This is a genomic window from Sulfurovum lithotrophicum, from assembly GCF_000987835.1.
GTDB classification, from domain to species: Bacteria; Campylobacterota; Campylobacteria; order Campylobacterales; family Sulfurovaceae; genus Sulfurovum; species Sulfurovum lithotrophicum.
In genome coordinates, this window is sequence record NZ_CP011308.1 from 1,110,760 (window position 1) to 1,135,201 (window position 24,442).

The following is a 24,442-nucleotide window of genomic DNA, read 5'->3' on the forward strand; positions in this document are numbered from 1 at the left end:
CTCTACATGATCGTTCCTATTGAATTGTCCAATACAAAAAATATTACCTATGATATCATTATCGATGCACTCCCACAACTGACCTTCAATACCAAGGTTGCGGTGATAACAAACCCTACTGTAGCTGGGTATCACCTTCAGACACTCCTTGCCCATATCAAAGCACCGCAGCTTGAAGTAATTACTGTACCCGACGGAGAAGAATACAAGACACTTGAGACAGTAGAGACGATCCTTAACGAGCTTTTTGAACATAAATTCGACAGAAAATCACTTTTGATCGCATTTGGTGGTGGGGTCATCGGTGATATGACAGGATTTACCGCAAGTCTTTACCAGCGCGGGATCGATTTCATACAAATACCTACGACACTGCTTTCGCAGGTCGATGCCAGTGTCGGGGGTAAGACTGGAGTAAACAACCAATACGGCAAAAATCTCATCGGTGCGTTCTACCAGCCTAAAGCGGTCTATATTGATCCATCATTTCTAAAAACACTGCCTGCAAGAGAGTTTGCTGCCGGTGTTGCAGAGATCGTAAAGATGGCGGTAATGTTCGACAAGGACTATTTTGAATTTCTTACGACTGCCGACCTGACAGAGGAAAAGGTACTCAAGGAGACCATACGAAGAAGCGTCGAACTCAAAGCCTGGGTGGTCAATCAGGACGAGAAGGAAGCAGGGATACGTGCCGTGCTTAACTACGGGCATACCTTTGGCCATGTGGTCGAGAATGAGACCTGCTATACCACTTATCTGCACGGTGAAGCCGTTGCTATCGGCATGGTCATGGCGAATGCACTAGCTGTGGAACTTGGACTGTTGAGTGAATCGGAAGCAGAGCGTATTAAGGCTTTACTGGAAAAAGCGTCTTTGCCAACGCGTTACAAGATCAAAGATGTAGATGACTTCTATGAGCACTTCTTTCTGGACAAGAAGAGTGCGAACAACAGTATAAAATTTATTCTTCCCCAGGGGATAGGCGGACACAAAATCGTAAGTGATGTTGATGAGACGGTAGTGAAAAATGTTCTAAAAAAGTTTGGAGATGAGGCATGATGCATAAACGTCTCTCTGGATTACTGCTGCTGTGCGGTACACTTCTTTTTGCAGAGCCGGTTACGGCACCTGTCGTACCTCATAAAGTTCAGGAGAACAACCAGAGCATTGTACAGAAACAGGCACTACTAAAAGAAGAACAGAGGAAGGCCAGCCGTATCAATGATCTGGTCCGGGAGAAGCAGGCGCTTGACAAAGAACTGCTTGAGAACAATATCTGGTCGAAGATATACAGCAACTATCATACCTATGTGGAATTGAAAAAACAAAAAGAGCATCTGGATGAGCAGATAAGCATTCTTGATAACAAGTACAAACGAACGGAAGAGGAAGAGAAGGCTTTTGAAATACTCAAGAGCAAACGCTCCATTATCAACGGGAAGCTGCAGCTGCTGAAAGAGTATGAGAGCGACCCTTTCAAAAAATTCCTGCAACCGCCGGAGATCACCGATGTGCCAACCGTCGGAAATCCTTTGGCGATCATCTCGGCCATTTCTTACATCAAGAAACTCAAAACGGATGAAACAGAGTACGAGAGCCGATACGAGTCTATTAAAAATGTCATGGAGAAACTCAAAGAGAGGGAGTTGATTCTCAAAAAGATACTCCAGTACGATACGAACAACACCAAATACAAAAAGGAACTTTTAGATACCCAGGACAAGATCAAAACATTCACGCCGGTCGTGGAGATATTCAAGACCACGCAGAATGTATATACCAAAAAGATCGATGAACTGACACTCAATCTTCGTGCAGATATCAAAAGAGAGATGGAGAAGGCCACCAGCATAGGTATGGTCATCCTCTTTTTCATTCTTTTTACCCTGCTGATCAAATATCTTGTACGCCGCTACATGTCGGACAATGACCGTTTTTATACCATAAATAAAGCATTGAACCTCACTTTTGTAACCCTGATGCTGCTGACACTGCTTTTTGCCTATATCGAGAATGTGAACTATATCGTAACCATTCTGGGGTTTGCCTCTGCAGGTATCGCCATTGCCATGAAGGACTGGTTCATGTCCATTATGGGCTGGTTCGTCATTATCATCGGCGGTGCTATTCATGTTGGAGACAGAGTGAAATTCGTACGTGAAGGTGTAGAATATGTGGGAGATGTCGTCGATATCTCTTTGCTACGTATGACCATTCAAGAAGACATTACCTTAACGACCTATATGCACAACAGAAGAGCAGGTCGGATCATATTTGTACCCAATAATTTTATTTTTACCGATATGGTCGCCAACTATTCGCATGCAGGCCTGAAAACTGTATGGGACGGCATCGATTTTATGATCACCTTCGATTCCAATGTTTCCAAAGCCTCTTCCATCGCAAAAGAGATCACCAAAAAATATGCCAAAGGATATACTGAGATCACCAGAAAACAGCTGAATAAGCTGAGAAGCCAGTACAGTATGAAAAATACCAATGTCGAGCCACGCATCTATACCTTCATAGAGCCGTACGGTATCAAGATCTCCGCCTGGTACCATACCAATGCCTATGCAACACTGACACTGAGAAGTACGATCTCCATGGAGATCATAGAGCGACTGCAGGCGGAAGATGACATTTTCCTCGCCTTCCCGACACAGTCTATCTATATTGACAAGGATGTACGTAAGCCTCTGCCTCCGGAAGAGATACAGAATGATGGGGATACACTGGCATGAGCAATAAAAAAGTCTTTTTCAAAACCTTCGGATGTCGTACCAACCAGTTCGATACCCAGGTCATGATGTCAAAACTCAAGGAGTTCGAACTTACCCAGGACGATACGCAAAGTGATATCATCGTAGTGAACTCCTGTACCGTTACGAATGGTGCGGACTCTTCCGTACGGAACTATATCTCCTCCATACAGCGGAAGAACCCTGATGCCAGGGTCATTCTGGCAGGCTGCGGTTCCCACTCAAAAGGGGAAGCACTTTTCGAGGATGAGAAGGTCTTTGGTGTCATGGGACACTCTGAGAAAGAGAATATCAACGAGATCCTCAAAAAAGAGAAACGTTTCTACGAGATCGGTGACCTGGAGCATATCGACTCTACCATTGTTGAAGAGTTCGTCGGAAAGAGCAGGGCGTTCATCAAGATACAGGAGGGGTGTGACTTCAGATGTTCTTACTGTATCATTCCTGCAGTGCGGGGAGATGCACGCTCCCACAGGGAAGAGACCATCCTTGAGCAGATCAGGAAGCTGGCTGCCAACGGTTTTGGAGAGTTCATACTCACAGGGACCAATGTCGGCTCCTACGGTCAGGACCACGACACTTCCATGGCCAAACTCCTTAAAAAGATGAGCATGATACGCGGCGTACGACGCATCCGTATCGGAAGCCTTGAACCCATCCAGATCGATGAAGAGTTCATGGAACTGCTCGATGAACCCTGGATGGCAAAGCATTTGCACATCGCCCTGCAGCATACCTCGGACAAAATGCTTGAGATCATGAACCGCCGTAACCGTTTTGCAACGGATTTGGAGCTTTTCCATAAGATCGCCCAGAAAGGCTACGCTTTGGGGACAGACTACATTGTGGGGCATCCCGGGGAAGATGAAAAGGAGTGGCAGGAGGCTATTGCACGTGTCAAAGAACTTCCTTTGACTCATGTGCATGCCTTCTCCTACTCCAAGCGGGACAATACGGCATCTGCAGTGATGAAACCTGAAATACGCGGCAACATTGCCAAAGAGCGTCACCGTGAGCTCACGGAGCTGGTCAAAGCAAAGAACTATCTGTTCAGACGTGAACATCAGACAAACCTCGAAGTGTTACTTGAGAGCGGCAGAAACGGCATATACAGCGGCTTTGATCAGTACTTCAATCGTGTGGAGGTGGAAAGTGCAGAGGACCTCAGTGCAAACTGGGTACTCTTGAACGAGGTGGAGGTAAGCAGTGAAAGCAACAAAGCGAAACTTTAAAGCCAGGTTTTTAGACAAAAAGAACCTGAAGATCATTCTTTCACTTACAGGGGTGGTCATACTCCTGCTCGCCTATACCGCACTGCGCAATACCGACACACTGATCACCCACAAACAGGCAAATGCACTCTACAGCAAGGACAAGATCAAAAGATTGGTGGTAGACGGTAAATACATCCGTCTTATCACCGATGAAGGAAGTTACAAGATCTATAAGGATGCCATCAATACCGCTGCATTTTTCAGTAAATATCCTGTAGAGGTGAAAGAGGACAAGGCTTATCTTTACGACCTTCTACTCATCCTCATACTCCTTGGTTCCATCGGCTATCTTTTCAGAATGATGAAAGTGAGCCGTTTGCAGCAGATCCAACAGATACGCGGAGCAAGAGAAGAGAATACGGAACTCTATGAGCCGGTGCAGGCACTCAAATCCAACGTGACCTTCAAGGATGTTGCAGGGATCAAGGATGTTAAAGAGGAGCTTGAAGAGATCATCGATTTCCTCCGTGAACCCATGAAATACCGTGACATGGATATACGTCTGCCCAAAGGTGTACTGCTTGTCGGACCTCCCGGGGTGGGTAAGACGCTCATTTCCAAGGCTGTCGCGGGTGAAGCGGGTGTGCCGTTCTTTTACCAGAGCGGTGCCTCTTTTGTCCATATCTATGTGGGAATGGGTGCGAAACGTGTCAGTGAACTTTTCAAAAAAGCCAAGCAGATGGCACCGAGTATCATCTTCATCGATGAAATAGACGCCGTGGGAAAAAGCAGGGGAGAGTTCAGAAATGACGAACGTGAAGCGACGCTCAACCAGCTTTTGACTGAAATGGACGGCTTTGAGGAGAGTTCCGGTGTCATCGTCATCGGTGCAACTAACAAGATCGATGTGCTGGATGAAGCCTTGCTCCGGGCAGGGCGTTTTGACAGACGTATTCATATCTCGCTGCCGGACCTTGAAGAGAGAATGAGAACGCTTGAACTCTACCTTGCAAACAAGCCAAACAGTGTGGACATAGAGAATGTGGCACGTATGACTGTCGGTTTCAATTCGGCCGCGCTTGATACCCTGACGAATGAAGCAGCGATCTATGCCATGAGAGAGGGGCGAAAGGTCGTTGAGAACAGTGACTTCGAAGCGGTCAAGGAGAAAGTACTCTTGGGCAAACGCAAGATACTCAGTTTCACTGAAGAGGAGCGCAAGATACAGGCTGTCTATCAGGGGGCCAAAGCGGTCGTTGCCACCTGGCTGGATGTGGAGTTCGAGAAGATCGGGATCGTCACTACCAGGCTGACTGTTCAGGAACACGAGATACTTTCACGCTCCAAACTGATCAACCGTGTCAAAGTCTATCTTGCGGGCAGCATTGCGACAAAGCTTCACTACAAAGAACAGTTCAGCAATGCCGGCACTGACATAAGACTGGCCAAGGAGTTGCTCAACAAAGTGATCTATGAGTATTGGATGAGCGAAGACTTCATCGTCACTCCACGTCAGGAAGAAGAACTGATGAGGCAAACGGTTTCGGAAGTGACTGCTCTACTCGGTATGCTGGAGGAGCCTCTTTCCGATGTCTCGGCGTATCTTTTGAAGCATGAGAATATTACCCAGGAAGCGTGTCAGGAAATACTTCGGGGGATCTTTTAGCATATGCGCTATTTCAATGGTTTCTCTCTCAAAGGAGAAGAACACTTCTTCGATGACTGGCTTCCAGACAGCGACCTCTGTGTAGCCGGGTTCAGTTACGGTGCACAACAGGCATTGGAGTATGTCTATACTGCTTCCAAAAGAGTGGACAGACTCATTCTTCTCTCTCCGGCATTCTTCCAGATGCAGAAGTCCAGTTTCATTCGTGCACAGTTACGCTACTTTGAAGCAGACAAAAGTGCATACACGACACAATTCCTTCAAAATGCTGCTTACCCTTCCGCTGTTGATCTTAACTCGTTTTTGCATACAGGAACCCAAGAGGAGCTTGAAGCACTACTGACGTACCGATGGGAGAAAGAGAAAATAGAGGAGATCCTCAAAAGAGGCACACAAATTGAGGTTTTTCTGGGCTCGGATGACAAAATCATCGATGCAGAGAAAGCATTTGCATTTTTTTCCGATATCACAACCTGTTACCGGCTGAAAGGTGCCGGGCATCTGCTGTTGAAATAGTTGACCGTAAACAATGCCATTTTTCATAATTTTTGTTTCCTTTCCTCGTTCCCATCCGTCCTCGGTGGGAACGCATACTGCAATCTAAAAACATGACATGGAGTGAAACGGAATCCACACTTGCACATATGTCATATTTTCCCACTCTCTTGTTTATCTAAACTATCATACAGAAAAAAGATAAAACCATGGGCAAAAGCCGATACAAAACAGGGGTCATTCCAACTATCTATCTCCAAAGTTTTTCTTCTCTCCTTTCGCCGTTGTATGGTTTTTTGAGTTAGCTGAATTAACATTGTTATGCAATATTTCTTGCATACAATCACTTAAACGGGAAGTACAAACAAATCCACCCTTGCCTGAATTTTGTTCTTGCCAATAATTATATGCGTCTTCGAAGGTTTCTGGGTAAACGGCTCCCTTATCTAAAGGCTTTAATACACTAGAAGCTAAAGCAGATTGAGTGATTGCCATGTGCTTGATCATATGCTCGACTTTCCATAGGGGATCATTGACACCTCTTGCCAAGACTTCAATGTGATAAATACCAGTTTCTTTCGCCTCTTTTAAATTGTGAATAACAATCCATATGTTCTTTTTTGGGGTTCCTTTTATGGACCATATACCTTTTTTATGTTTCCGAAGATCAACATCGGAAGCGCAGAAAGCAGAATTAATAAATAATAGAAATATTAATGGTATGAGATGTTTCATTCTTTGCATCATAAGTTTCTCCTCGTAAGGGTGGGGTGACAGAAGTGTATGGGTCGAAGTGTAGGGGTCGTGTGACAACAACAACTCATTTCCTGTTCCTCTTAATTATCCCATACACAGCCTGTTGTGATATACCCAATACTTTAGCGATCATATGCTGAGAATAGTCTTTGTCATATGCTTTTACGATTTGCCTGTTTCTCTCTTTTTTATCCTGTATCTCTGAAAATATTTTTGTAAGTTTATTGATATCAGGTTTCTTGTCTATATTGGGAGCTTCCACCAAAGAAGATGCTGTTTTGAGCTCTTGCAGTACACTACTGTCTACTTTACTGTTCAACATCTCTTTAATGGCATCACTGTCCTTACCATGATTTTGTACTATCCATGCATTTTGCAGACACTCCGGTATTTGCTTTTCTAAAAAGTAATGATAAGAGCTGTAAGGGTAATCTTCCAGACTTTTTACCATATTGGCTTTCAGCGGGTTTTGTTCTATGTAGAGCATCAGTGTATAGAGGTAAGCCTCATCAGTGACATACCAGGATTTGAAGCGGCCTTGCCAGAGGTGTCCTGAGCAATGATATTTTTTGTTAAAGTAGATGGCGTAGTTCATACCCAGTTGTCTCATGAACTTGGAGAGGTTTTCCCGGCTTGTCTCTATGAGCAGATGATAGTGATTGGACATCAGGCAGTAGTTATGCAAAGTGATCCCATAATTCTTCATGGTGGAGCACATCAGCTCTTCAAACTGTTCATAATCGGCAGCTTCTTTAAAAATGGGCATTTGAGCCACACCTCTGTTGATGATATGGTAATACCCAGCCAGTTCGATACGGGGTCGTCTTGCCACCACCACTCCTTTTTAGTTATTTGGAGGAGTATAGCATAAGATGTATTAAGTTGTTATTGTCACCTGACCCCTATGCCCCATGAACTTGTTATACATTTAAGTATGTCTGCAACTTTAATTTATCAGTTATATTTTTCTTATTGCAAAGTTTTCGGCTTTACGATAACTTGATTGTAAAGTTTTTGGAAGAAGTCCAATAAGCGTATCTTTCAAAAAATCTACTGCTATAGTACCCCCTTGTTTGTCACTTAACTTCCAAGCGTTAGCATTATCATCAGAAGAAGCATATCTAATAAGGTTCTGAATAAATGCACGAACTGATGAAAAAGCTTTGTCCTTCTGCATTTTCTCTAAATTGCAGACTATTGCATTATTAATATTTAATGATGAGTTGTTAGATGGAGAAACATCCAGTAAAAGAAGCTCAGCTTCACCACTATATTTCCATTCTGTAGATGTTTCGAACTCTTGGATTACATCGACTAGGGCTTCGTCGCTATATTGCCAATCAGTACCATTAATCTTCGTTACGACTTTCTGGTCTAAATATTCTTGTTCTGGCCAATTGGCTCCATATCCACAACAATAAAAATCAATAGCATCAGCTGAACTGTGATGAAAGAAATTTAAATTATCTAAAATCTCATTTTTACAAAAATTTGTATTTGGACTACAAAATAATACTCCAATAAGAGAATGCTTTTTAATTCCCTTATTCATCTTTGCCATAGCATCTCTGGAAGCTGTGTCCACAGAGTCTAACATTGAAATAGTAATCGGTAGTGTTTTGAATTTATTTTCAACATTTTCTACAATATTTTTAAAGTGAATAGCTTGAAGCATATTTATCCTATGGTTGGTGTCTGTATAACGGTCGACAAGGGATCGCGTTCAGTGATCAGCGCGGCCGATGCGATGTTGTAGCGAAGCGGAAACGTCGCATCTATTTATTCAATGAACAGTATAGCACAAACAGCTAAGATATTAAACAAATAACATACACTAAGAATGACTGTTAAAAATCAAAAGTATGCACCCCAAGGGCATTTTCTCTCTATGTTCATGGCACATTTTGTCATATTTTTGATGAACTTCTGTATATTGTGTCATTATGCTTAAAGATTGAGAGTGTTCCTAATAACTATTTTACTACGCATCTTTTGCAAAGCGGCATTGATCTTCGAAGTATACAGGAACTGTTAGGTCATAAAAGTGTAGAAACTACCATGATCTATACGGACGTAGTAGCCGAAATGAACAAGGGCAGGGTGGCAAGCCCTTTGGATATGATGTGATAGTGCGGCTACTTTTTTTCTATCAGTTTCGTTAATTCATAGTATTTTTTCTGTATCTGCATATTCTCGAAGGGTACGATGTTGGGAACCTGTATTTTGCTGACTTCCGAGAACATGTGCTGACTCTCCGAGATCAGTTCGTAAAGGTCCGCACTCAGCACTACAGTTTTGTAGGTATTGCGTGCCAGCTGCAGGTTCTTTTTTGTGATCTTTTGTGCATTGATCATACTGACCTTTGAGGTAATGAGGTCCTGCCTGTAAAGTTCGGCTACATGGGCCGTCAGTTCCTGTGCCTGTACATTCTTTTCGTAAATACTTCTGCGTCTCTCACTCGCTTCCGATGCGGCAAGTCTTTTGGTCTCTGCAACCATTTTTTTTGCCTCAAACATGATATTGTCTATCTTTGGGATGTAGAGATTATCCACTTTATTGATGTAGTTTTGTTGAATATAGACGACCAGTTCCAGTGAGACCAGGTGCAGGCCGTAGTATTTCTTGGCATAGTTCAGGTCTTCACTGTTCTCTTTCATCAGTACCATGATCTGCTGGGTAATGTGTTTGAGCACATCCATCATCAGTGCCATCTGAATGATGTCATCCCCGTCCACACGCGTCAAAAGGACATTGATCTGCTCTGGTGTCAGGTTCACACCAATGTCGGAGAATTGCTGTATAAGCTTTTGTTTGACCTGCCCGATACGCAGTTCATTGCTTTTGTTCTCCTCCTGCAGAGATTCTATCTTCTCGGCATATTCCGATTTGGTAGTTTTGATCTTGCTCTGCAGAGGTGCAGAGATCTTCTTTTCTCTGTAAAATGCGATAGTGTTCTTGTTGGCGGCAATATCCTGTCGAAGAGAGTTGATCTCTTTTTTGTAGGAGAGAAAATCATCTTCGATGAGGGTATCGATGATCTTGTTGAATACCTTGTCGAGATCTTCCTGAATATCTTTCTTGTCTGAACCGATCCAGGAAGAGTCGGGGGCTTTTTCGAGCTTATCTGTATACTCCAGTCCTTTTTCAAGGTCTGGCAGCAATTCATCCCAGAGTGTATTCATGTGTTCTGCTTTGCTCTCTTCCTTGCTCAACTCGGAAGGTTTGAGCTCTTTGTAGAGTTCTACCGTTTTGTTCCTGGTAGTTTCATAGAGTTCGGTACCCTGTTTGAGCATATCAGATTTCCAGTCAGCCTGCAAGAGACTGGCTGTAGCCAGAAAAATAAGAATTTTATGCATATCTACTCCTAATATTATTTAATATATTATATCTCTTCCTATCTTTTTCTTCTTCCCCGGTATCCCCCTCTGTGGGAATGAGAAGAGGAACCTCTTTTCCCCTGTGCGTGACAGCTGTCACAAATGGAGAACCTGTAGGAGAAGTCGAGGACCTTTCCGCATTTTCGGCATTGTTTGGTGAAGTGACCCTGGCGCAGAGAGTTTTCTATGTAATTGTTCAATCTGACACGTGCCTGTATAGCCTTTTCAGTATCTTCAAACATATCGGGGAACTTGAAGCTCAGCCAGAGATAGAGTGAGATCTCCCGTACCCGGTCTTCGGCATTGAGCAGCATATCGTTCGTCTGGGCAAATTTTGGCAAGTCCCTTGGCGGTATATAGCGTACCTTTTTGCCCGCTTCGATCTGTTTGATATAGCGATGAAAAACCGACTCGATGTAGGGCGAGGAAATGCTCGCCGGAGCACAGGAGAGGTAGAAACGTGTTTTCAGGTCAAGGTCATACTCGTCCACGATGGCGGCGATCTCCAGCATAGAGTCGATATTGGCTGCCATGAAGGGACCGTCAAACTCCATATTGTCCGCAAAGAAGCCCAGGATGGTGGTAATATTCTCTGTCTCAAGGATCTCTCCTATGAGCATGACATGCTCGAGGCTTGCCATGACTGAGACAGGCAGTTCGATGTCTGCAAGCGGCGCATGGAAGGCTTTACTGACAGTATCGAGTGCGGCAGTATCGAGAGCACCGACATAGCCTTTTTCTTCAAAACCGTAGCGTCCCGCCCGCCCGGCGATCTGCTGTACCTCAGTGGGGAGAAGCTCACGACGGCGCAGACCGTCAAACTTGTTGTCCTTGGCAAAGAGCAGGGTCTTGATAGGCAGGTTCAGTCCCATAGCGATGGCATCGGTCGAGACCAGTATCTGACTTTCTCCTTCTCTGAAGCGTCTTGCCTCTTCGCGTCTTACCTCTGGTGAAAGGTTACCGTACACCACCGAGACAGAGTATCTTTCAGAGAGCTGCTGTTTAAGCGAGAGTACTTCCCTTCGTGAGAAGGCGACAACAGCGGTCTGCGGCTCTATCTTTTTCATAGAGACGGGATGCTTCATCATGGCCAACTCATTCTTGCGTTCAAAATGGATGACCTCCAGCTCTTCCCCAAGGTACTCACAGAGTGCTTCCACGGCATGCAGTGCATTGACAGAACCGGTGAGTATCACTTTTTTGGCCGGTGCCCCGATGAGGGCGTTCGCCCAGGCCCAGCCGCGGTCGCGATCCGAGATCATCTGAATCTCGTCAATGACGCAGACATCGACATCTACCGAACTGTTCATCATCTCTATGGTTGAAGAGATATGGGTGGACTCCTCGTCTATGATCTCCTCTTCCCCTGTTACGAGAGAGACATGTACCCCTTCTTTTTTGAGATTCTCATAGCCCTCAAGCGCAAGCAGGCGTAGCGGTGCGAGATAGTAGCCTGTTGTGGCTTCTTTCAGCTCTTGTAGCGCTGCATAGGTCTTTCCTGAATTGGTGGGACCCACATGAAAGACGATCTTGCGTTTGAGTTCGCGTGCCAGAGGGAAAAGGTTCTTGAAATCACGGATGGTCTTAGCCAGAAGCTCTTCGCGTTTCTGTTTCTCCAGAAGCGGTTTGATATACTCGGCAAAATGGAAGAGTACGCGCCGTCTGCTTTTTTCCTTGAATTTCAGGGTATGGGAGGAACGTACCTGGGGTTCGATGAAACGTACGATGAACTCATGCAGGACCTCTTTTTCTATGGAAAGTTTTGTACTCATCACCTTCATTTCTTCGAGCAAGTCACCTATGGCCACCTTGAAATGTGCCAGGAGGTCATCGTTGACACGGTTGAGATCTTCTTTGACAGGCAGTTGGGCACCGCGCCAGATGAGAGAATAGAGGAAAGGTTTTTCATAAGAGACCGAAGTATTGTAGAAGAGGGTGGTACCGAAGAGGTCATGAAACTTCTCTTTTTCAATGATGATATGGTCCGTACTCTCGAAAACCTCATACTTTTCACTGATACCGTGCAGCAGGCCCTCTATGAGCGAAAGCGGCAGCGGTGCATGGTAGAGTTCCCGTTCTGGCGGCATGCGTTTGAGAGCCTCGGCCATCTGCTCTTCGTTCAGGTAGGGGTGTTCCTGTTCACGAATGGAAGTAAAGAACTGCTCTATCTCCTGAGTACGTTTGGCAATGGTCTCTTCTTTGATCTCTTTGAGTCTTTCAAGTATCTTCTCATCGGACATCTCCCACATCTCATCCAAAGGCAGGGGAGATGTAGTGCATTGCAGTAGTTTGTTGAAGTCGAAGGCTTTAAGTTTGAAAATGAAAGAGTGGTAGAATTCCATTTCATTGAGTGAGTTGAATTCGACATCCAGAGAGCGTTCAAGCGCAGTAAGTCTCCCTTTCATACGCAGATAATGCAGTTTCCCTACGACTTTGTCGGGAGTGATCTTTGCGTTTCTGACATTGATGAAAGCATCGAGTATCTGGTTTTCTTCTTCCCTGCTGTGTTCCGTTTCGTCAAGAATCTGCAGTATTTTTTCTACTTTGTCAAGCGGAGCACTGCGTCTGCTCCTGTGTACGGCTTTGTGGTTTTGTGTCAGGTAGGAGACGATCAGTTCACGGGTCCCGGCACCTTCTTCACTCCAGACACGCCTCAAAGCGCGTACCATATCCTCTTTTTCATGCGAATCGAGATCGAGCTCAAGGAGCATGACCAGTTCAATGAGCTTGTCCGTATCAAGCGTGGCTACCCCCTCGTCAAAGGGAAGGCCGTTAAAGTAGTTTCGTATTTTGTTGTTGAGTTTTATCAGGTATTTTTTCTTTTTCTTTGCCATAGTGGCAGTATAGCTAATCTACTGTAACAATGTCCACCAGTTCCACACCGTCACACTCTTTTTTCAGACGTTTATGTTTGCGTGCATCCTCTTCGGCCAGCTCCAGCAGGTCTGCAAAATCGTTCTTGCTGGCAGTGAACTCATAAACAGTTTTATGACTTTTGATGAGAATCTCCGTATTCTCCTTGCTCTGTACATCGATGTTACGCAGTCCCTTGGCAAATTCGCCTTTGATCGCCTTGAGCACTTTTTCGTTTTCAAGGAGTTGTTTCAGCTCCAGTTCAATATAGACGTCATTCTTGCACATTACGGTATAGCTTACTTTGATCATTCCTTCCATTTTTCCCTCCGTTTTTTCATATAGTATTCTATTTATGGACACCAGGGTAAAAATATGTCATATTGTCATATTATTTGCTCACAATACCATTATTGATGTAATAGACGTCCTGATAGATACTCAATCCGGCCGAGTCCTCTTTGGCTCTGTAGTCACACACGGTCATCCATCCTTTGTCTGTCTGTTTTAACGGGGTACATCTTAACTCTATGACGGCTTCGGGGTGCTTGAAGTGCTTCTTCCAGTAGTTCTGTACCAGGATAGGTGTACCCGTACTGTATCTTATCTTCGGCTTCTCTCCGAACTTCTCTACATACTTGCGCAGTGCTTCCTCTTCCTGGGCAGTCATTTTAGCTGATTCCTCACTTTTCTTTTCGATAAATTTATCTATTTTCGTTTCGCTGGGTCCCGTTGAATGGTTCACCATCCAAAATGGTGATGTAAGCCATACTACGAATGCTATGATGATCACTGCGATATATTTCATTTCGACTCTCCTTTTCACCAGATTTATCTCTCTAATAATAGTTTACATATATTTACTTTATGTTTAACATTGAGTCCTATAATGTCAACATTACAGTATTTAAAGGATAAATATGTGGAAAGTACCCAAAGAGATCGAACAGCTTGAAGTGTTCAAAAAAAATGCAAAGACCGTCGGTGTCATTTTGATGGTCATCGGTTTTCTAGGAGCGATGTTCCCTGTGGCGGCATCATTGACCACTGTGGTCTTCGTGGCATGGATGCTGTTGATAAGTGCATTTATTGTCGGGTACTTCACTTACATAACCGATGCAGGAGACTGGAGAGGATGGCTTAAAACACTGATCTTCTTTGGGGTAGGTGTCTATATGCTCGTCAACCCAGCCGGAGGTATCGCTACTCTGGGACTTCTCTTTTCCATTTACTTTTTCATGGATGCTTTCAGCGGATTTACTCTGGCTGCCTCTTTTTACCCCAATAAAGGATGGGGGATCTGGACCTTCAATGCCATTCTTTCACTGCTGATGGCAATGATATTCGTCATCGGGTGGCCGCAGACCTCTGTGCTGCTTATCGGTCTGCTGGTAGGTTTTAGCCTCTTCTTTGACGGGCTGGCTCTGCTAATGGGTGCAAATCTATTTGATAAAATGTGGAAAGATGAACAACAATAAAAAAGCTTTCGGACTTTGGTCCGCAGTATTTCTCGGTATCGGCTCCATGGTGGGTGCCGGTATTTTCATTGTCATCGGACAGGCAGGTGCCATCGCCGGTAATCTGGTCTGGCTCTCTTTTGTCTTTGGCGGTGCAGCGGCTCTGCTTAGCGGTTACTCCCTAGCCAAACTTGCAGTCAGATATCCTTCACGCGGAGGTATTGTGGAATACCTGGTGCAGAGCTTTGGCGAGGGTGTATTCTCAGGGAGTGCAGGGGTGCTCTTTTATTTTTCCCAGCTTATCGCCATTGCGGCTGTAGGCAAGTCGTTCGGTGCCTATGCAGGTACCTTTGTGCATGGCGGAACGATATCGGAAAACATTTTTGCGCTTGGAGTTGTGGGGCTGTTTATTCTTATCAACCTGATCGGTGCTTCACTGGTTGCCAGATCCGAGAATGTGATCGTAGTGATCAAGGTGACTATACTGATCACTTTTGCCGGTGTAGCCCTTTTTTACATAGATCCAAAACTTTTGGACACTGAAAATATGCCACCGTTCAAGAGTATGCTTTTTGCGATAGGGTTGACCTTTTTCGCCTATCAGGGTTTCAGCGTCATTACCAACACGGTAGAAGATATGCAGGATCCTAAAAAAACGATGATGCGTGCTATGATCATTACCATTCTGATCGTTGGGATACTGTATATCCTGACAAGTATTGCAGTACTGGGAAATCTTCCGCTTGCAGAAGTGATCAGGACAAAAGATTATGCACTGGCACAGGCTGCTGAACCGATCTTCGGTGCCATAGGCTTCAAGGTTATGGCTGCTACGGCACTGTTGGCAACCGCTTCCGCGATCAATGCGACACTCTATGCCGCAACGGAGATCGGTTATACACTGGCAAAAGACGGAGATCTGCCGGAGAATTATACTTACAACGTATTTCATTCATTTGAAGGACTCATTATTTCAGGGCTTCTGGTTATACCGATGATCCTTTTTCTGAATCTTTCACAGGTTACTACGATCGCGGCATTGGTTGTGCTGGTCATACAGGGATTGACCCATGTGGGTCATCTGCTCCGCATCAAAGAGACCGGTGCCAATTTCTATGTGGTACTTGGTGCGGCACTGAGTATGTTCGCTATAGCCGGCTTGACACTTTACTATACAAGTATGAAAGAAATGCCTATGATCGCATTTTACATGTTTGGTGCTTTTGTACTGGCATTTGCCATTGAAATACTCTTGCGTATGACCACAAAACGTGTCATTAAAATTCAGACAGATGCCAAATTGATCGAAAAATTTGAACAAAACATAAAAAACAAGTTTAAAAAAATCATAGGAGATTAAACAATGGAAGAAGAAAAAAAAGTAGTTATTTCAGGAATTGACATACCTTTTATGGATTTAGTGGTATTATTAATAAAACTGGCTTTGGCATCGATTCCTGCCATGATAGTGATATTTGGATTTTTTGCACTCATGTCGACTATTTTTGGCGGGATCTTCAATATGTTCATGTTTAGAATATAAAGGAATGTTTTATGAATAATGTAATGAACTCGATCCTCTTCGGATTCAAAGAGATACTTACCTGGCGTACCATGAAGTATATCACTATCAGCGGCGTTATCGTCTCACTGCTCTGGCTGGGGATCGGTATACTTTTATGGGACAACCTTATTAATTTCAGCAGCAAGATCATAGATATGGTACCGTTTTCCATGCTTCGTTCAAACGGTGCATGGATGCTTTCGACCTTCCTGTGGTTTCAGATGACACTGATCACCTTTGCACTCATCTTCGCATTTTTCGGCAACCTTATACTGCGTAAGATATCTAAAGAGAAATATAGTACTTTTTCCATACTGATGCTTGTCGGCTCTGCACTTTTCTGGGGTCTGATATGGTTCTTTAAAGGAAGCTATATTTACGATCAGTTCCTGCAACTGCTTACCTGGCTGCCATTTGAAACAGTAGAGAAGGGTATTGCCTTTCTGATAGGATTCTATATCATTTACAATGCAATAGTCATGAGTCTGGTCTTTCTTGCAAGCATTTTCAGTGAACCACTGATCGAACTGATCGAGATAGAACATTTTCCCGAAGATAAAGTCATTCGAGACAATGTGTTTAAAACAACACGGTACACTATCAAGGACAGTGCGATCTTCATTGGGCTTTCCATATTGGCATTTCCGCTTCTTTTTGTTCCTATATTGAATTTTATAATTCAGATTCTCCTATGGATCTGGTTGATAAAAGACACGATGAGTTACGATGCCGCAGCATTAACACATGAGAATGTGGACAAATCTATTCTGAAAGAACACAGTAGGACTATCTGGTTTGTTGCTTTCGTGACGGTTCTTTTCAACTTTATACCGGTCTTTAACATCTTCGGTCCGTTCTTCGGCCTTATCACAATGTTCCATTATTTCAAGACGCTGAAAGATTAGTGATTTGGCGTCATACTATCTCAATCTTCTCCTTTTTGTCAGCCTTCTGGGCCTGACGATTCTGGGCTATTGGCTTATCAAATGGTATCGTCAAAAGCAGGAATTGCAGCGTATTGCCGCAATGCCTTTTGAGGAAGAGGACAGAAGCATCCTCTCCCGCATCAAACAATACCGGTATCTCAACTCTGAAGAAAAAGAGAAGATCGAACGCTCCATACTCCGTTTTATGAACACCAAAAATTTTATCGGTGCAAAGCTGGAAGTTACAGAAGAGATGAAAGTGGTCATTTCTTTTTATGCCTGCCTGCTTTTGCTGCATATTGACACAGAGAACTGCTACGATAATTTAAAGAATATCATTATCTACAATCATCCTGTCATGATAAACAGAGTACAGAATAACGGTGGCATCTTCTCAAAAGAGCAATTCCTCATTGACGGACAGTCTGCGAACGATACCGTTGTCATTATCTGGCATAATGCCAAACGTGAAGCATACCATCCCCGAAAAGAGAATGTCATTGTGCATGAATTTGCCCATGAGATCGACTTCATGGACGGAGAGATAGACGGTGTTCCGCCGATGGAACGTTCCAAATACCATGAGTGGACGAATGTACTTTACAAAGAGTTCGAAAAGCTAAACAAGGTTGCCATGAAGAACAGGGACTGGGGTGATTATAAATTCATAGGGGAATATGCGGCGACGAACGAAGCGGAATTCTTCGCTGTGATCAGTGAACGTTTCTTCGAATCACCGGGCAGTCTGAAAAAGAAATTCCCTGACCTTTACAATGAACTCAAAGATTTCTACGGTATAGATCTTGCAGCGAAGGAAGCCTAATGCTTTTCGCCACTTTTTTCTTCTATTTCCAATGCCTTATCAAGGTATGGAGCAAGTCGTTTCTTCTTGAGATGATAATAGGTAAAACTAAAAACAAATACCGCAAAAATTACGATACCGCTTGTAATGAGCGAAGCGGGGGAATGAATCATATTGTAGCCTATGAGTACTCCTGTGGCGCTAAGGCCGAGCAGAGTACCGAATCCTGATATCAAACGGTTGCCACCGGTTTCTTTGTAGAGTTTGAAGTTGGCGAAGTTCACCAGTGAAAAGACAACAAGAAAACCGAAACTTCCTGCTACCGAAATGTTGTCAAGGCTGAAAGAGGTTGCAAAGATGATCCCCAGCAGGGCAATGATGATCATCCCTTCATAGCCATTTTTGAACTTCCTTTTAAAATGGTTGGGAAGTTCTCCGTATCTTGCGATCAGATAACTGGTACGGCCTCCGCCATACAGTGTGGCATTGATCGCCGAAGCGGTTGAGAGCAGGGCAGCGATACCGATAACGATGAAGCCTGCCTTTCCGAAAAAGGGCTCTGCTGCCACTGCAAGCACATAATCCTGTGCCTTCTTTGCCTCTTCAAAAGAGACATTGCCTACTGTGACCATTGCGATCCATATGTAAAGGATAATGACGAATATCACGGCGGAATAATAGGCTTTTGGAAGTGTTTTTTCCGGGTTTTCAACATCTCTGGCCGTGTTGGCGATCAGTTCGAATCCTTCATAAGCCAAAAAGATGATAAGCCCTCCGGTAAGGACAGAAGGCATGGGCATCCACTCCTGTGGTGCCATATGGGTCATATCTATGGTCGAAGTTCCGACTGCGGCAAAGACGGCAAGTATGGCAAGTTTGGCAAAGACCATGATGTCCTCAGCGCGCCCTGTCAGAAAGGCACCCATCATATTGATCGTCATGAAGAATAGGATAATACCCGCTGCCAGAGCCTTATGCACCCACATGACATCGTCTCCCATTATAAGTGCCGAACCGTAACTGCCGAAAGCATAGGCATAAAGCGCCAGCATAATGACATAGGATATCAGCAGCAGGTTATTGATGATGGAGGAGAAGAGGCCGTTGCCGAAAGCCTGGACGATGAACTCGATACTCCCGCCTTCACTTGGGTAGCGCAGAGAGAGTTTGACATAGGAATAGGCGGTGACCAGTGCGATGAAACCTGCCACGGCAAAAGCTATGGGCGCGGCACCTTTTGCCAGATCGATAGTAAGTCCGAGAACGGCGAAGATGCCGCCGCCCACCATACCGCCCACACCGATACTGAAAGCTTCAATGAAGCCGATCTTCTTTTCTTTCATACTTTTATGCAGGCTATTTGGTCTTACACTTCAGGCTCTGGGCCTTGATGGCATGCAGACGATTGAGTATATGTTCAAATTCTCCGATATCATCCTGATATTTCTTTTCCAGAATGGATTTTTTTTCTTCTATCAGCTTGATCTGTTTTTCAATATCATCAGGATTGGCATGGCAGTCTTTTGCCGCATCCTGCTCTTTTTCAAGCACCCAGTCCATCGCTTTTTTCATAAATTCCATCATTTTTTATCCTTCTGTTTCAGTGTGTTTAGATCAGGCCGAGTTCGGCAAGTATCGCTTCGACCTTTGGAGATATCTTTGCCAGTTCATTGATGAATGTACCCCATGCCTGGTCTTCGGCATACCACTCCTCGATATGTTTCATAGAGTTGCTTTTCTCTTCTTCACTCAAGGCATTAGATTTATTGATATTTTCCTTGATTCTTTCCAAATGTTTCAAATTACTTTCGCTCATATTTTTTTCCTTTTTTTAATATTGGTCGTATGTTCCATCAGATATTTCTTTTTTGAGCCCGTCAATGGCTTCCTGCATTACATTGATGATCAGTTCTGCGGATTTCCTGTCGTCATTTTCGGGAATATCCCAGTCAAAGATCTTCATGTTGGTTTTGAATATACCTCTGATCTCTTTAGTGATCTCAGACTTCATCATTTCCATCTCTTTTTCTTGTGGTGTCATGTTACTTTCCTTATGATTTACAGTGACATTCTATCACTTTTACATTAATGGTTTATATATTGGTACAGTAATAAATTTAAGGTATTATATCACTCGATATATCGAACCACAAGGAGATCTCTTGAAACTGTTTTTGATATCAGTACTGTTTATAGGTACACTGTTCGCAACAGATGCAAAAGAAGCAGCCGAAAAATTGGGCGTAGAGAATAACTTTGCCGCGGCACTCAAAAAAGCCAGATCTGAAAAGAAAATGCTGGTGATGGTGATCGTGAAAAAAGGATGCAGATGGTGCGACAAAATGGTGTACGGAACCCTTGTCGAACCTGAGGTGAAAGAGGCGCTCAAAAATTATGTGACATTGATTATTGACAAAAATGACAGGTATCCAAATGTTTTTAAAGAAGACTTTTTCCCTTCAACTTTTTATATAGACCAGAATTCTGAAAAAAGTGTATATGAAAATGTCGGCTATATAGGAAAGAAATGTTTTTTGAATGATCTGAAGGAATCGCTTAAAACACGTGACGAGCTGTATAGGTAAAACAGTTTCCAGTAGTGGTGTCCCCGGGAGGACTCGAACCCCCAGCTAGGCCTTAGGAGGGCCCTGCTTTATCCGGTTAAGCGACGAGGACAGATAGTACAGACGGCATTATAGCAAAAGATTTTTTGATTTTCCAAAGTTTTTACTTGCAGGCGGATAACTTTTGGCTTTCTCAACCTAATAAGCTATAATTACGAAAAAATTTACAGGATATAATATGGCTACCTATATTTTTGGACATACAACACCAGACTCGGACTCCATCGTCGGAGCGATATCACTTTCATACCTCAAAAATCAGCTTGGTGAGGATTGTGTACCGACACGACAGGGGGAGATCAACCCTGAAACGAAGTGGATACTTGAGAAATTCGGTTTTGAAGCACCAGAACTCAAAACATCCTATGCAGGAGAGAAGGTCTACCTGATAGACTTCATGGAACGTTCCCAAAGCCCGAAAGACATCGATGAAGCGACCATTCTCGGAATCGTGGACCATCATAAGCTCGGTGACCTTACAACCAATACACCGCTTGAGATGTGGGTACGACCTATCGGTTGTTCCAATACTATCGTCAAGCAGATGTTCGACTATTATGATGTGGAGATACCCAAAAACCTTGCCGGGATCATGATGTGTGCCATTCTCAGTGACACGGTCATCTTCAAGTCACCTACCTGTACCAAAGAAGACACCAAGGCTTGTAAAGAGCTTGCCCAGATCGCCGGGATAGAGGATTACAAAGCAATAGGTATGGAAATGTTCACCGTCAAGTCCAATGTACTGGGTGCAACACCAAGAGCATTGGTGACAAGAGACTTCAAGGACTTCAACATGGGTGGCAATCTCATTGGTGTAGGACAACTTGAAGTGGTTGACCTTTCTGTGTTCGACAACATGAAAGCAGACCTGATGGACGATATGAAGAAGCTGAAAGAAGAGGGTGGCAGACACTCAGTTCTGCTTCTGCTTACTGACATCATGCAGGAAGGATCACAGCTGCTGGTCGTCAGTGATGAGCCTGAAAAGATCGAAAATGCTTTCAATGTGAAACTCGAGAACGGCGAAGTCTGGCTCAAAGGCGTTATGAGCCGTAAAAAACAGATCATTCCTTTCCTTGAAGAGCAGTTTTAACACGAAAAAGAGGTGTTTTCAAAAAGTTAACACCACATTACCGATAATTACGCTATAATGCCGGACAATTTAAGCGTATATCGGTCAACGACTTTCTTTTTAAACCCATACTTCGGGTGGCACAACACACAAACAACTCAGCCTAAGACCGACCTATTTACCAATACGGTAGGCTCGGAACTACTCTCTAACAAGAGATATACATTAGGATATTTATGTCATTTACAAACCTGGGATTAAACGAATCCCTTCTCAAAGCAATCAAAGATCAGGGCTACACCTCTCCAACACCCATTCAGAAGCAGGCAATACCTGTAGTCATAGAAGGCAAGGATGTCCTTGCCGCGGCGCAGACCGGTACGGGAAAAACCGCAGGTTTTACCCTACCTCTGCTTGAGAGACTTTCAGAAACACACCCAAAAATGGGTAAAAAACAGATACGTGTACTGGTACTGACACCTACACGTGAACTTGCCGCACAGGTAGCAGAGAGCATCAAAACTTACGGAAAGTACATGAAGTACAGCTCTACGGTCATCTTTGGCGGTGTGGGGATAAATCCACAATTGGCGACCATACGTAAAGGTGTCGACATTGTTATTGCAACACCGGGAAGGCTTCTGGACATTGCAGGTCAGCAGGGCATAGATTTCTCTGCGTTGGAGACACTTGTCCTCGACGAAGCAGACAGAATGCTTGATATGGGTTTCATTCATGACATTAAAAAACTGATGAAGATGATGCCAAAGCAAAGACAGACACTGCTCTTCTCTGCAACATTCTCTCCCGAGATTAAAAAGCTGGCTTCAGGACTTTTAAAAAACCCTGTGCTTGTAGAAGTGGCAAGAGAGAACACCACCGCAGAGCAGATCAGCCAGGTTGTCCACTTTGTGGATAAATCACGCAAAAGAGAGCTGCTTTCGCAACTCATCAAAACTAAGGACTGGAGACAGGTTCTCGTTTTTACGCGTACCAAGCATGGTGCGAACAGGCTGACGAAACAGCTTGAAGAAGCAGGCATCTCCGCCGCAGCCATTCACGGTAACAAAAGCCAGGGTGCAAGAACAAAAGCGCTTGCCTCCTTCAAGGCCAACGATATCCGTGTGCTGGTGGCCACGGATATTGCCGCCAGGGGTATAGATATCGATCAGCTGCCGCATGTAGTCAATTATGAACTACCGAACGTGCCGGAGGACTATGTTCACCGTATCGGACGTACAGGACGGGCAGGGCAAAGTGGTGAAGCCGTTTCTCTGGTATGTGTGGATGAACACAAACTGCTTTTCGACATAGAGAAGTTCATAAAATCAGAGATTAAAAAAGTACATATAGAGGCTTTCACTCCAGACCCGAACATTAAAGCGGAACCCATTCAGAACGGAAGAGGCGGTGGACAGAAACGAGGAGGTGGAAACGGACGCAACAGGTCTAGGAATGCCAATGCATCAAACAGACAGCATAAAGAGAATTCCGCCAAAAAAGCAAACAGCAAAAACAGTGCTGCAGCCCAGATAGGTAACGATATTCAGGCAAAACTGGACAAACTGGAAAAGCGGGATACGAATCCGAACAGGCAAAGAAGAAGATAGTAAAAATGCTGTATAAGTCTACAGAAATGAAATGAGAAGATCTTTAATGGCGTATATTCTCAATTTACGTTTTTGGGAAGAGAAGGCTACTTCTCTTCTTTTTCTTCAGCATCTTCTTTTAGCCATACTTCTTTTACTTTCTCATTACGATGAACTTTCTCTTCATATTCCGGACTCAAAGTGAACATCAATTTCAAGTCGGCAGGTGATGATGCATATTCGAAGGCCTGCTTCTCTGTAATCTTGCCATTGAGCGCCAGTTCAAAGAGTGCACGATTGAAGGTTTGAGACTCATAACTGATATTCTCTTTTTCAAGGGCATCTGGAATTTCATGGTCACGTTTGGCCCTGATTAGTTCCTGGATCTGTGGACTTTTAAACAGTACTTCCGCAGCGGGAATCATCGTGTCCTCGTCTGCTCCGAGGATCAGACGCTGAGAAATGACGGCTTCAAGTGTGGCTGCCAGTGTATCTCTAACTCTGTTCTGTTCTGAGGTAGGGAAAATGGCGATCAGTCTGTCTATGGTTTCTCTTGCATCGAGTGTATGGATAGTCGAGAAAACAAGGTGTCCTGTATTGACTGCCTGGAGAATACTCTCCGCCGTAGCCATATCTCGTATTTCACCGACGACGATGACATCCGGATCCTCTCTCATGGCAGCACGCAGAGCACGGGAGAAGCTTCGTGTATGCAAACCAAGTTCACGCTGTTCAATGATACATTTTTTGTCTTTATGGATATACTCTATCGGATCTTCAATAGTAATGATATGGTAAGGATATTTCCTGTTGATCTCTTCAATAATACTAGCCAGAGTGGTTGATTTACCACTACCTGTCGTACCGGTAACAAGGACCAATCCACGCCGTAGTTCCGAGAGTTTGTGTAGTGAGGAAGGAAGATTTAATTCTTCAATAGTCCTGATCTGGGGAGGAATAAGTCTCATAGAAATGGCAGTGCCTCCGATATGCATGAAAATGTTAACCCTGAAACGGTGATCATCATCAAGTGAATAGGCCCCGTCATACTCTTTAGTCTCCAGAAAATCCTCATAATCTTTACTACTCAGCCCCCTGATGATACCATCCATCATTTCCGCTGTAGGTTCTTCAGTTGAGAGCATGACAATATCATCTTTCACACGTGCCCGAATAGAACTGTCCGTTTTAATATGAAGGTCTGCACCTTCCACTTCAATCAGCATATTTAACCAACTGTTCAGTTTTTCCATCGCTGTAGTCATGTCTACCGCCATTTTAT

Annotated in this window: 26 protein-coding genes and 1 tRNA gene; 14 read left to right on the forward strand and 13 right to left on the reverse strand. The window is 44.0% G+C overall.

Annotated features, from left to right (window positions below; translation table 11 throughout):
- The first annotated feature begins 6 nt into the window (after positions 1–6).
- From aroB to bioV, 5 genes are read left to right on the forward strand one after another with little or no spacing between them, the layout of a single operon-like run.
- On the forward strand, positions 7–1,059 hold the full coding sequence (aroB, locus tag YH65_RS05445) for a 3-dehydroquinate synthase (RefSeq protein WP_046550981.1): 1,053 nt from the start codon (positions 7–9) through the stop codon (positions 1,057–1,059).
- Positions 1,056–2,744, forward strand: coding sequence for a mechanosensitive ion channel domain-containing protein (locus YH65_RS05450; RefSeq protein WP_046550982.1), 1,689 nt, complete (start codon positions 1,056–1,058; stop codon positions 2,742–2,744). The genes aroB and YH65_RS05450 overlap by 4 nt, the downstream gene beginning before the upstream one ends.
- Positions 2,741–3,994, forward strand: a complete 1,254-nt coding sequence (gene mtaB / locus YH65_RS05455) for a tRNA (N(6)-L-threonylcarbamoyladenosine(37)-C(2))-methylthiotransferase MtaB (RefSeq protein ID WP_046550983.1) — start codon at positions 2,741–2,743, stop codon at positions 3,992–3,994. The genes YH65_RS05450 and mtaB overlap by 4 nt, the downstream gene beginning before the upstream one ends.
- Positions 3,969–5,642: an AAA family ATPase gene (locus YH65_RS05460; RefSeq protein WP_046550984.1), complete on the forward strand. Its 1,674-nt coding sequence runs from the start codon at positions 3,969–3,971 to the stop codon at positions 5,640–5,642. Before mtaB ends, YH65_RS05460 begins: the two co-directional genes overlap by 26 nt.
- 3 nt (positions 5,643–5,645) lie before the next feature.
- Positions 5,646–6,158 (forward strand): pimelyl-ACP methyl ester esterase BioV, encoded by a 513-nt coding sequence (gene bioV, locus YH65_RS05465; protein ID WP_046550985.1) that lies wholly within the window; start codon positions 5,646–5,648, stop codon positions 6,156–6,158.
- Positions 6,159–6,383: 225 nt separating this feature from the next.
- Here the strand turns inward: bioV and YH65_RS05470 are convergent, their stop codons facing one another.
- From YH65_RS05470 to YH65_RS05480, 3 genes are all read right to left on the reverse strand, one after another.
- Positions 6,384–6,884: a DUF5086 family protein gene (locus tag YH65_RS05470; protein ID WP_046550986.1), complete on the reverse strand. Its 501-nt coding sequence runs from the start codon at positions 6,882–6,884 to the stop codon at positions 6,384–6,386.
- Between the two features lie 73 nt (positions 6,885–6,957).
- A complete protein-coding gene (locus tag YH65_RS05475) occupies positions 6,958–7,725 on the reverse strand; it encodes a transposase (protein WP_046550987.1) in 768 nt (255 codons plus the stop codon).
- 126 nt (positions 7,726–7,851) lie between these two features.
- Positions 7,852–8,568 (reverse strand): hypothetical protein, encoded by a 717-nt coding sequence (locus tag YH65_RS05480; RefSeq protein WP_046550988.1) that lies wholly within the window; start codon positions 8,566–8,568, stop codon positions 7,852–7,854.
- A 260-nt stretch (positions 8,569–8,828) separates the two neighbouring features.
- Here YH65_RS05480 and YH65_RS11385 point away from each other — a divergent pair, with 260 nt between their 5' ends.
- Positions 8,829–9,020, forward strand: a complete 192-nt coding sequence (locus tag YH65_RS11385) for a tyrosine-type recombinase/integrase (RefSeq protein ID WP_245609167.1) — start codon at positions 8,829–8,831, stop codon at positions 9,018–9,020.
- A gap of 8 nt (positions 9,021–9,028) precedes the next feature.
- On the opposite strand, the gene YH65_RS05485 is transcribed toward YH65_RS11385, so the two are convergent.
- The 4 genes from YH65_RS05485 to YH65_RS05500 all read right to left on the reverse strand — a co-directional run bounded on the left by YH65_RS05485 (position 9,029) and on the right by YH65_RS05500 (position 13,931).
- Complete coding sequence (locus YH65_RS05485; protein WP_046550989.1) at positions 9,029–10,249, reverse strand: hypothetical protein; 1,221 nt, start codon at positions 10,247–10,249, stop codon at positions 9,029–9,031.
- 38 nt (positions 10,250–10,287) lie between these two features.
- The gene (locus tag YH65_RS05490; protein ID WP_046550990.1) at positions 10,288–13,104 is read right to left on the reverse strand and encodes a helicase-related protein; all 2,817 of its coding nucleotides are present in this window, start codon (positions 13,102–13,104) and stop codon (positions 10,288–10,290) included.
- A gap of 13 nt (positions 13,105–13,117) precedes the next feature.
- Positions 13,118–13,444 carry a hypothetical protein gene (locus YH65_RS05495; RefSeq protein ID WP_046550991.1) on the reverse strand — a complete coding sequence of 109 codons (327 nt, stop codon included), beginning with the start codon at positions 13,442–13,444 and terminating at the stop codon, positions 13,118–13,120.
- Between the two features lie 70 nt (positions 13,445–13,514).
- Positions 13,515–13,931: a hypothetical protein gene (locus YH65_RS05500; protein ID WP_046550992.1), complete on the reverse strand. Its 417-nt coding sequence runs from the start codon at positions 13,929–13,931 to the stop codon at positions 13,515–13,517.
- A 112-nt stretch (positions 13,932–14,043) separates the two neighbouring features.
- Here YH65_RS05500 and YH65_RS05505 point away from each other — a divergent pair, with 112 nt between their 5' ends.
- From YH65_RS05505 to YH65_RS05525, 5 genes are read left to right on the forward strand one after another with little or no spacing between them, the layout of a single operon-like run.
- Positions 14,044–14,601 carry an HdeD family acid-resistance protein gene (locus tag YH65_RS05505; RefSeq protein ID WP_046550993.1) on the forward strand — a complete coding sequence of 186 codons (558 nt, stop codon included), beginning with the start codon at positions 14,044–14,046 and terminating at the stop codon, positions 14,599–14,601.
- A complete protein-coding gene (locus YH65_RS05510; RefSeq protein ID WP_046550994.1) occupies positions 14,588–15,940 on the forward strand; it encodes an APC family permease in 1,353 nt (450 codons plus the stop codon). The genes YH65_RS05505 and YH65_RS05510 overlap by 14 nt, the downstream gene beginning before the upstream one ends.
- Before the next feature lie 3 nt (positions 15,941–15,943).
- Positions 15,944–16,123 carry a hypothetical protein gene (locus YH65_RS05515; protein ID WP_046550995.1) on the forward strand — a complete coding sequence of 60 codons (180 nt, stop codon included), beginning with the start codon at positions 15,944–15,946 and terminating at the stop codon, positions 16,121–16,123.
- 11 nt (positions 16,124–16,134) lie between these two features.
- Positions 16,135–17,049, forward strand: coding sequence for an EI24 domain-containing protein (locus tag YH65_RS05520; RefSeq protein WP_046550996.1), 915 nt, complete (start codon positions 16,135–16,137; stop codon positions 17,047–17,049).
- A 4-nt stretch (positions 17,050–17,053) separates the two neighbouring features.
- On the forward strand, positions 17,054–17,893 hold the full coding sequence (locus YH65_RS05525; protein ID WP_046550997.1) for a M90 family metallopeptidase: 840 nt from the start codon (positions 17,054–17,056) through the stop codon (positions 17,891–17,893).
- Here the strand turns inward: YH65_RS05525 and YH65_RS05530 are convergent.
- The 4 genes from YH65_RS05530 to YH65_RS05545 are packed head-to-tail and all read right to left on the reverse strand — an operon-like array spanning position 17,890 to position 19,913.
- On the reverse strand, positions 17,890–19,215 hold the full coding sequence (locus YH65_RS05530; protein ID WP_046550998.1) for an APC family permease: 1,326 nt from the start codon (positions 19,213–19,215) through the stop codon (positions 17,890–17,892). The genes YH65_RS05525 and YH65_RS05530 overlap by 4 nt on opposite strands.
- A 13-nt stretch (positions 19,216–19,228) precedes the next feature.
- Positions 19,229–19,456 carry a hypothetical protein gene (locus YH65_RS05535; protein WP_046550999.1) on the reverse strand — a complete coding sequence of 76 codons (228 nt, stop codon included), beginning with the start codon at positions 19,454–19,456 and terminating at the stop codon, positions 19,229–19,231.
- Positions 19,457–19,481: 25 nt separating this feature from the next.
- A complete protein-coding gene (locus YH65_RS05540; RefSeq protein ID WP_046551000.1) occupies positions 19,482–19,688 on the reverse strand; it encodes a hypothetical protein in 207 nt (68 codons plus the stop codon).
- 15 nt (positions 19,689–19,703) lie between these two features.
- Positions 19,704–19,913, reverse strand: coding sequence for a hypothetical protein (locus YH65_RS05545; RefSeq protein ID WP_046551001.1), 210 nt, complete (start codon positions 19,911–19,913; stop codon positions 19,704–19,706).
- Positions 19,914–20,034: 121 nt separating this feature from the next.
- On the opposite strand from YH65_RS05545, the gene YH65_RS05550 reads away from it, so the two are divergent.
- Positions 20,035–20,457, forward strand: a complete 423-nt coding sequence (locus YH65_RS05550) for a thioredoxin family protein (protein ID WP_046551002.1) — start codon at positions 20,035–20,037, stop codon at positions 20,455–20,457.
- Between the two features lie 15 nt (positions 20,458–20,472).
- Here YH65_RS05550 and YH65_RS05555 read toward each other — a convergent pair.
- A tRNA-Arg gene (locus YH65_RS05555) sits at positions 20,473–20,548 on the reverse strand.
- A gap of 126 nt (positions 20,549–20,674) precedes the next feature.
- Here YH65_RS05555 and YH65_RS05560 point away from each other — a divergent pair.
- Positions 20,675–21,592 (forward strand): manganese-dependent inorganic pyrophosphatase, encoded by a 918-nt coding sequence (locus tag YH65_RS05560; protein WP_046551003.1) that lies wholly within the window; start codon positions 20,675–20,677, stop codon positions 21,590–21,592.
- A 215-nt stretch (positions 21,593–21,807) separates the two neighbouring features.
- Positions 21,808–23,181 carry a DEAD/DEAH box helicase gene (locus YH65_RS05565; RefSeq protein ID WP_046551004.1) on the forward strand — a complete coding sequence of 458 codons (1,374 nt, stop codon included), beginning with the start codon at positions 21,808–21,810 and terminating at the stop codon, positions 23,179–23,181.
- Positions 23,182–23,267: 86 nt separating this feature from the next.
- On the opposite strand, the gene YH65_RS05570 is transcribed toward YH65_RS05565, so the two are convergent.
- Positions 23,268–24,437 carry a type IV pilus twitching motility protein PilT gene (locus YH65_RS05570; protein WP_046551005.1) on the reverse strand — a complete coding sequence of 390 codons (1,170 nt, stop codon included), beginning with the start codon at positions 24,435–24,437 and terminating at the stop codon, positions 23,268–23,270.
- Positions 24,438–24,442: the final 5 nt, after the last annotated feature.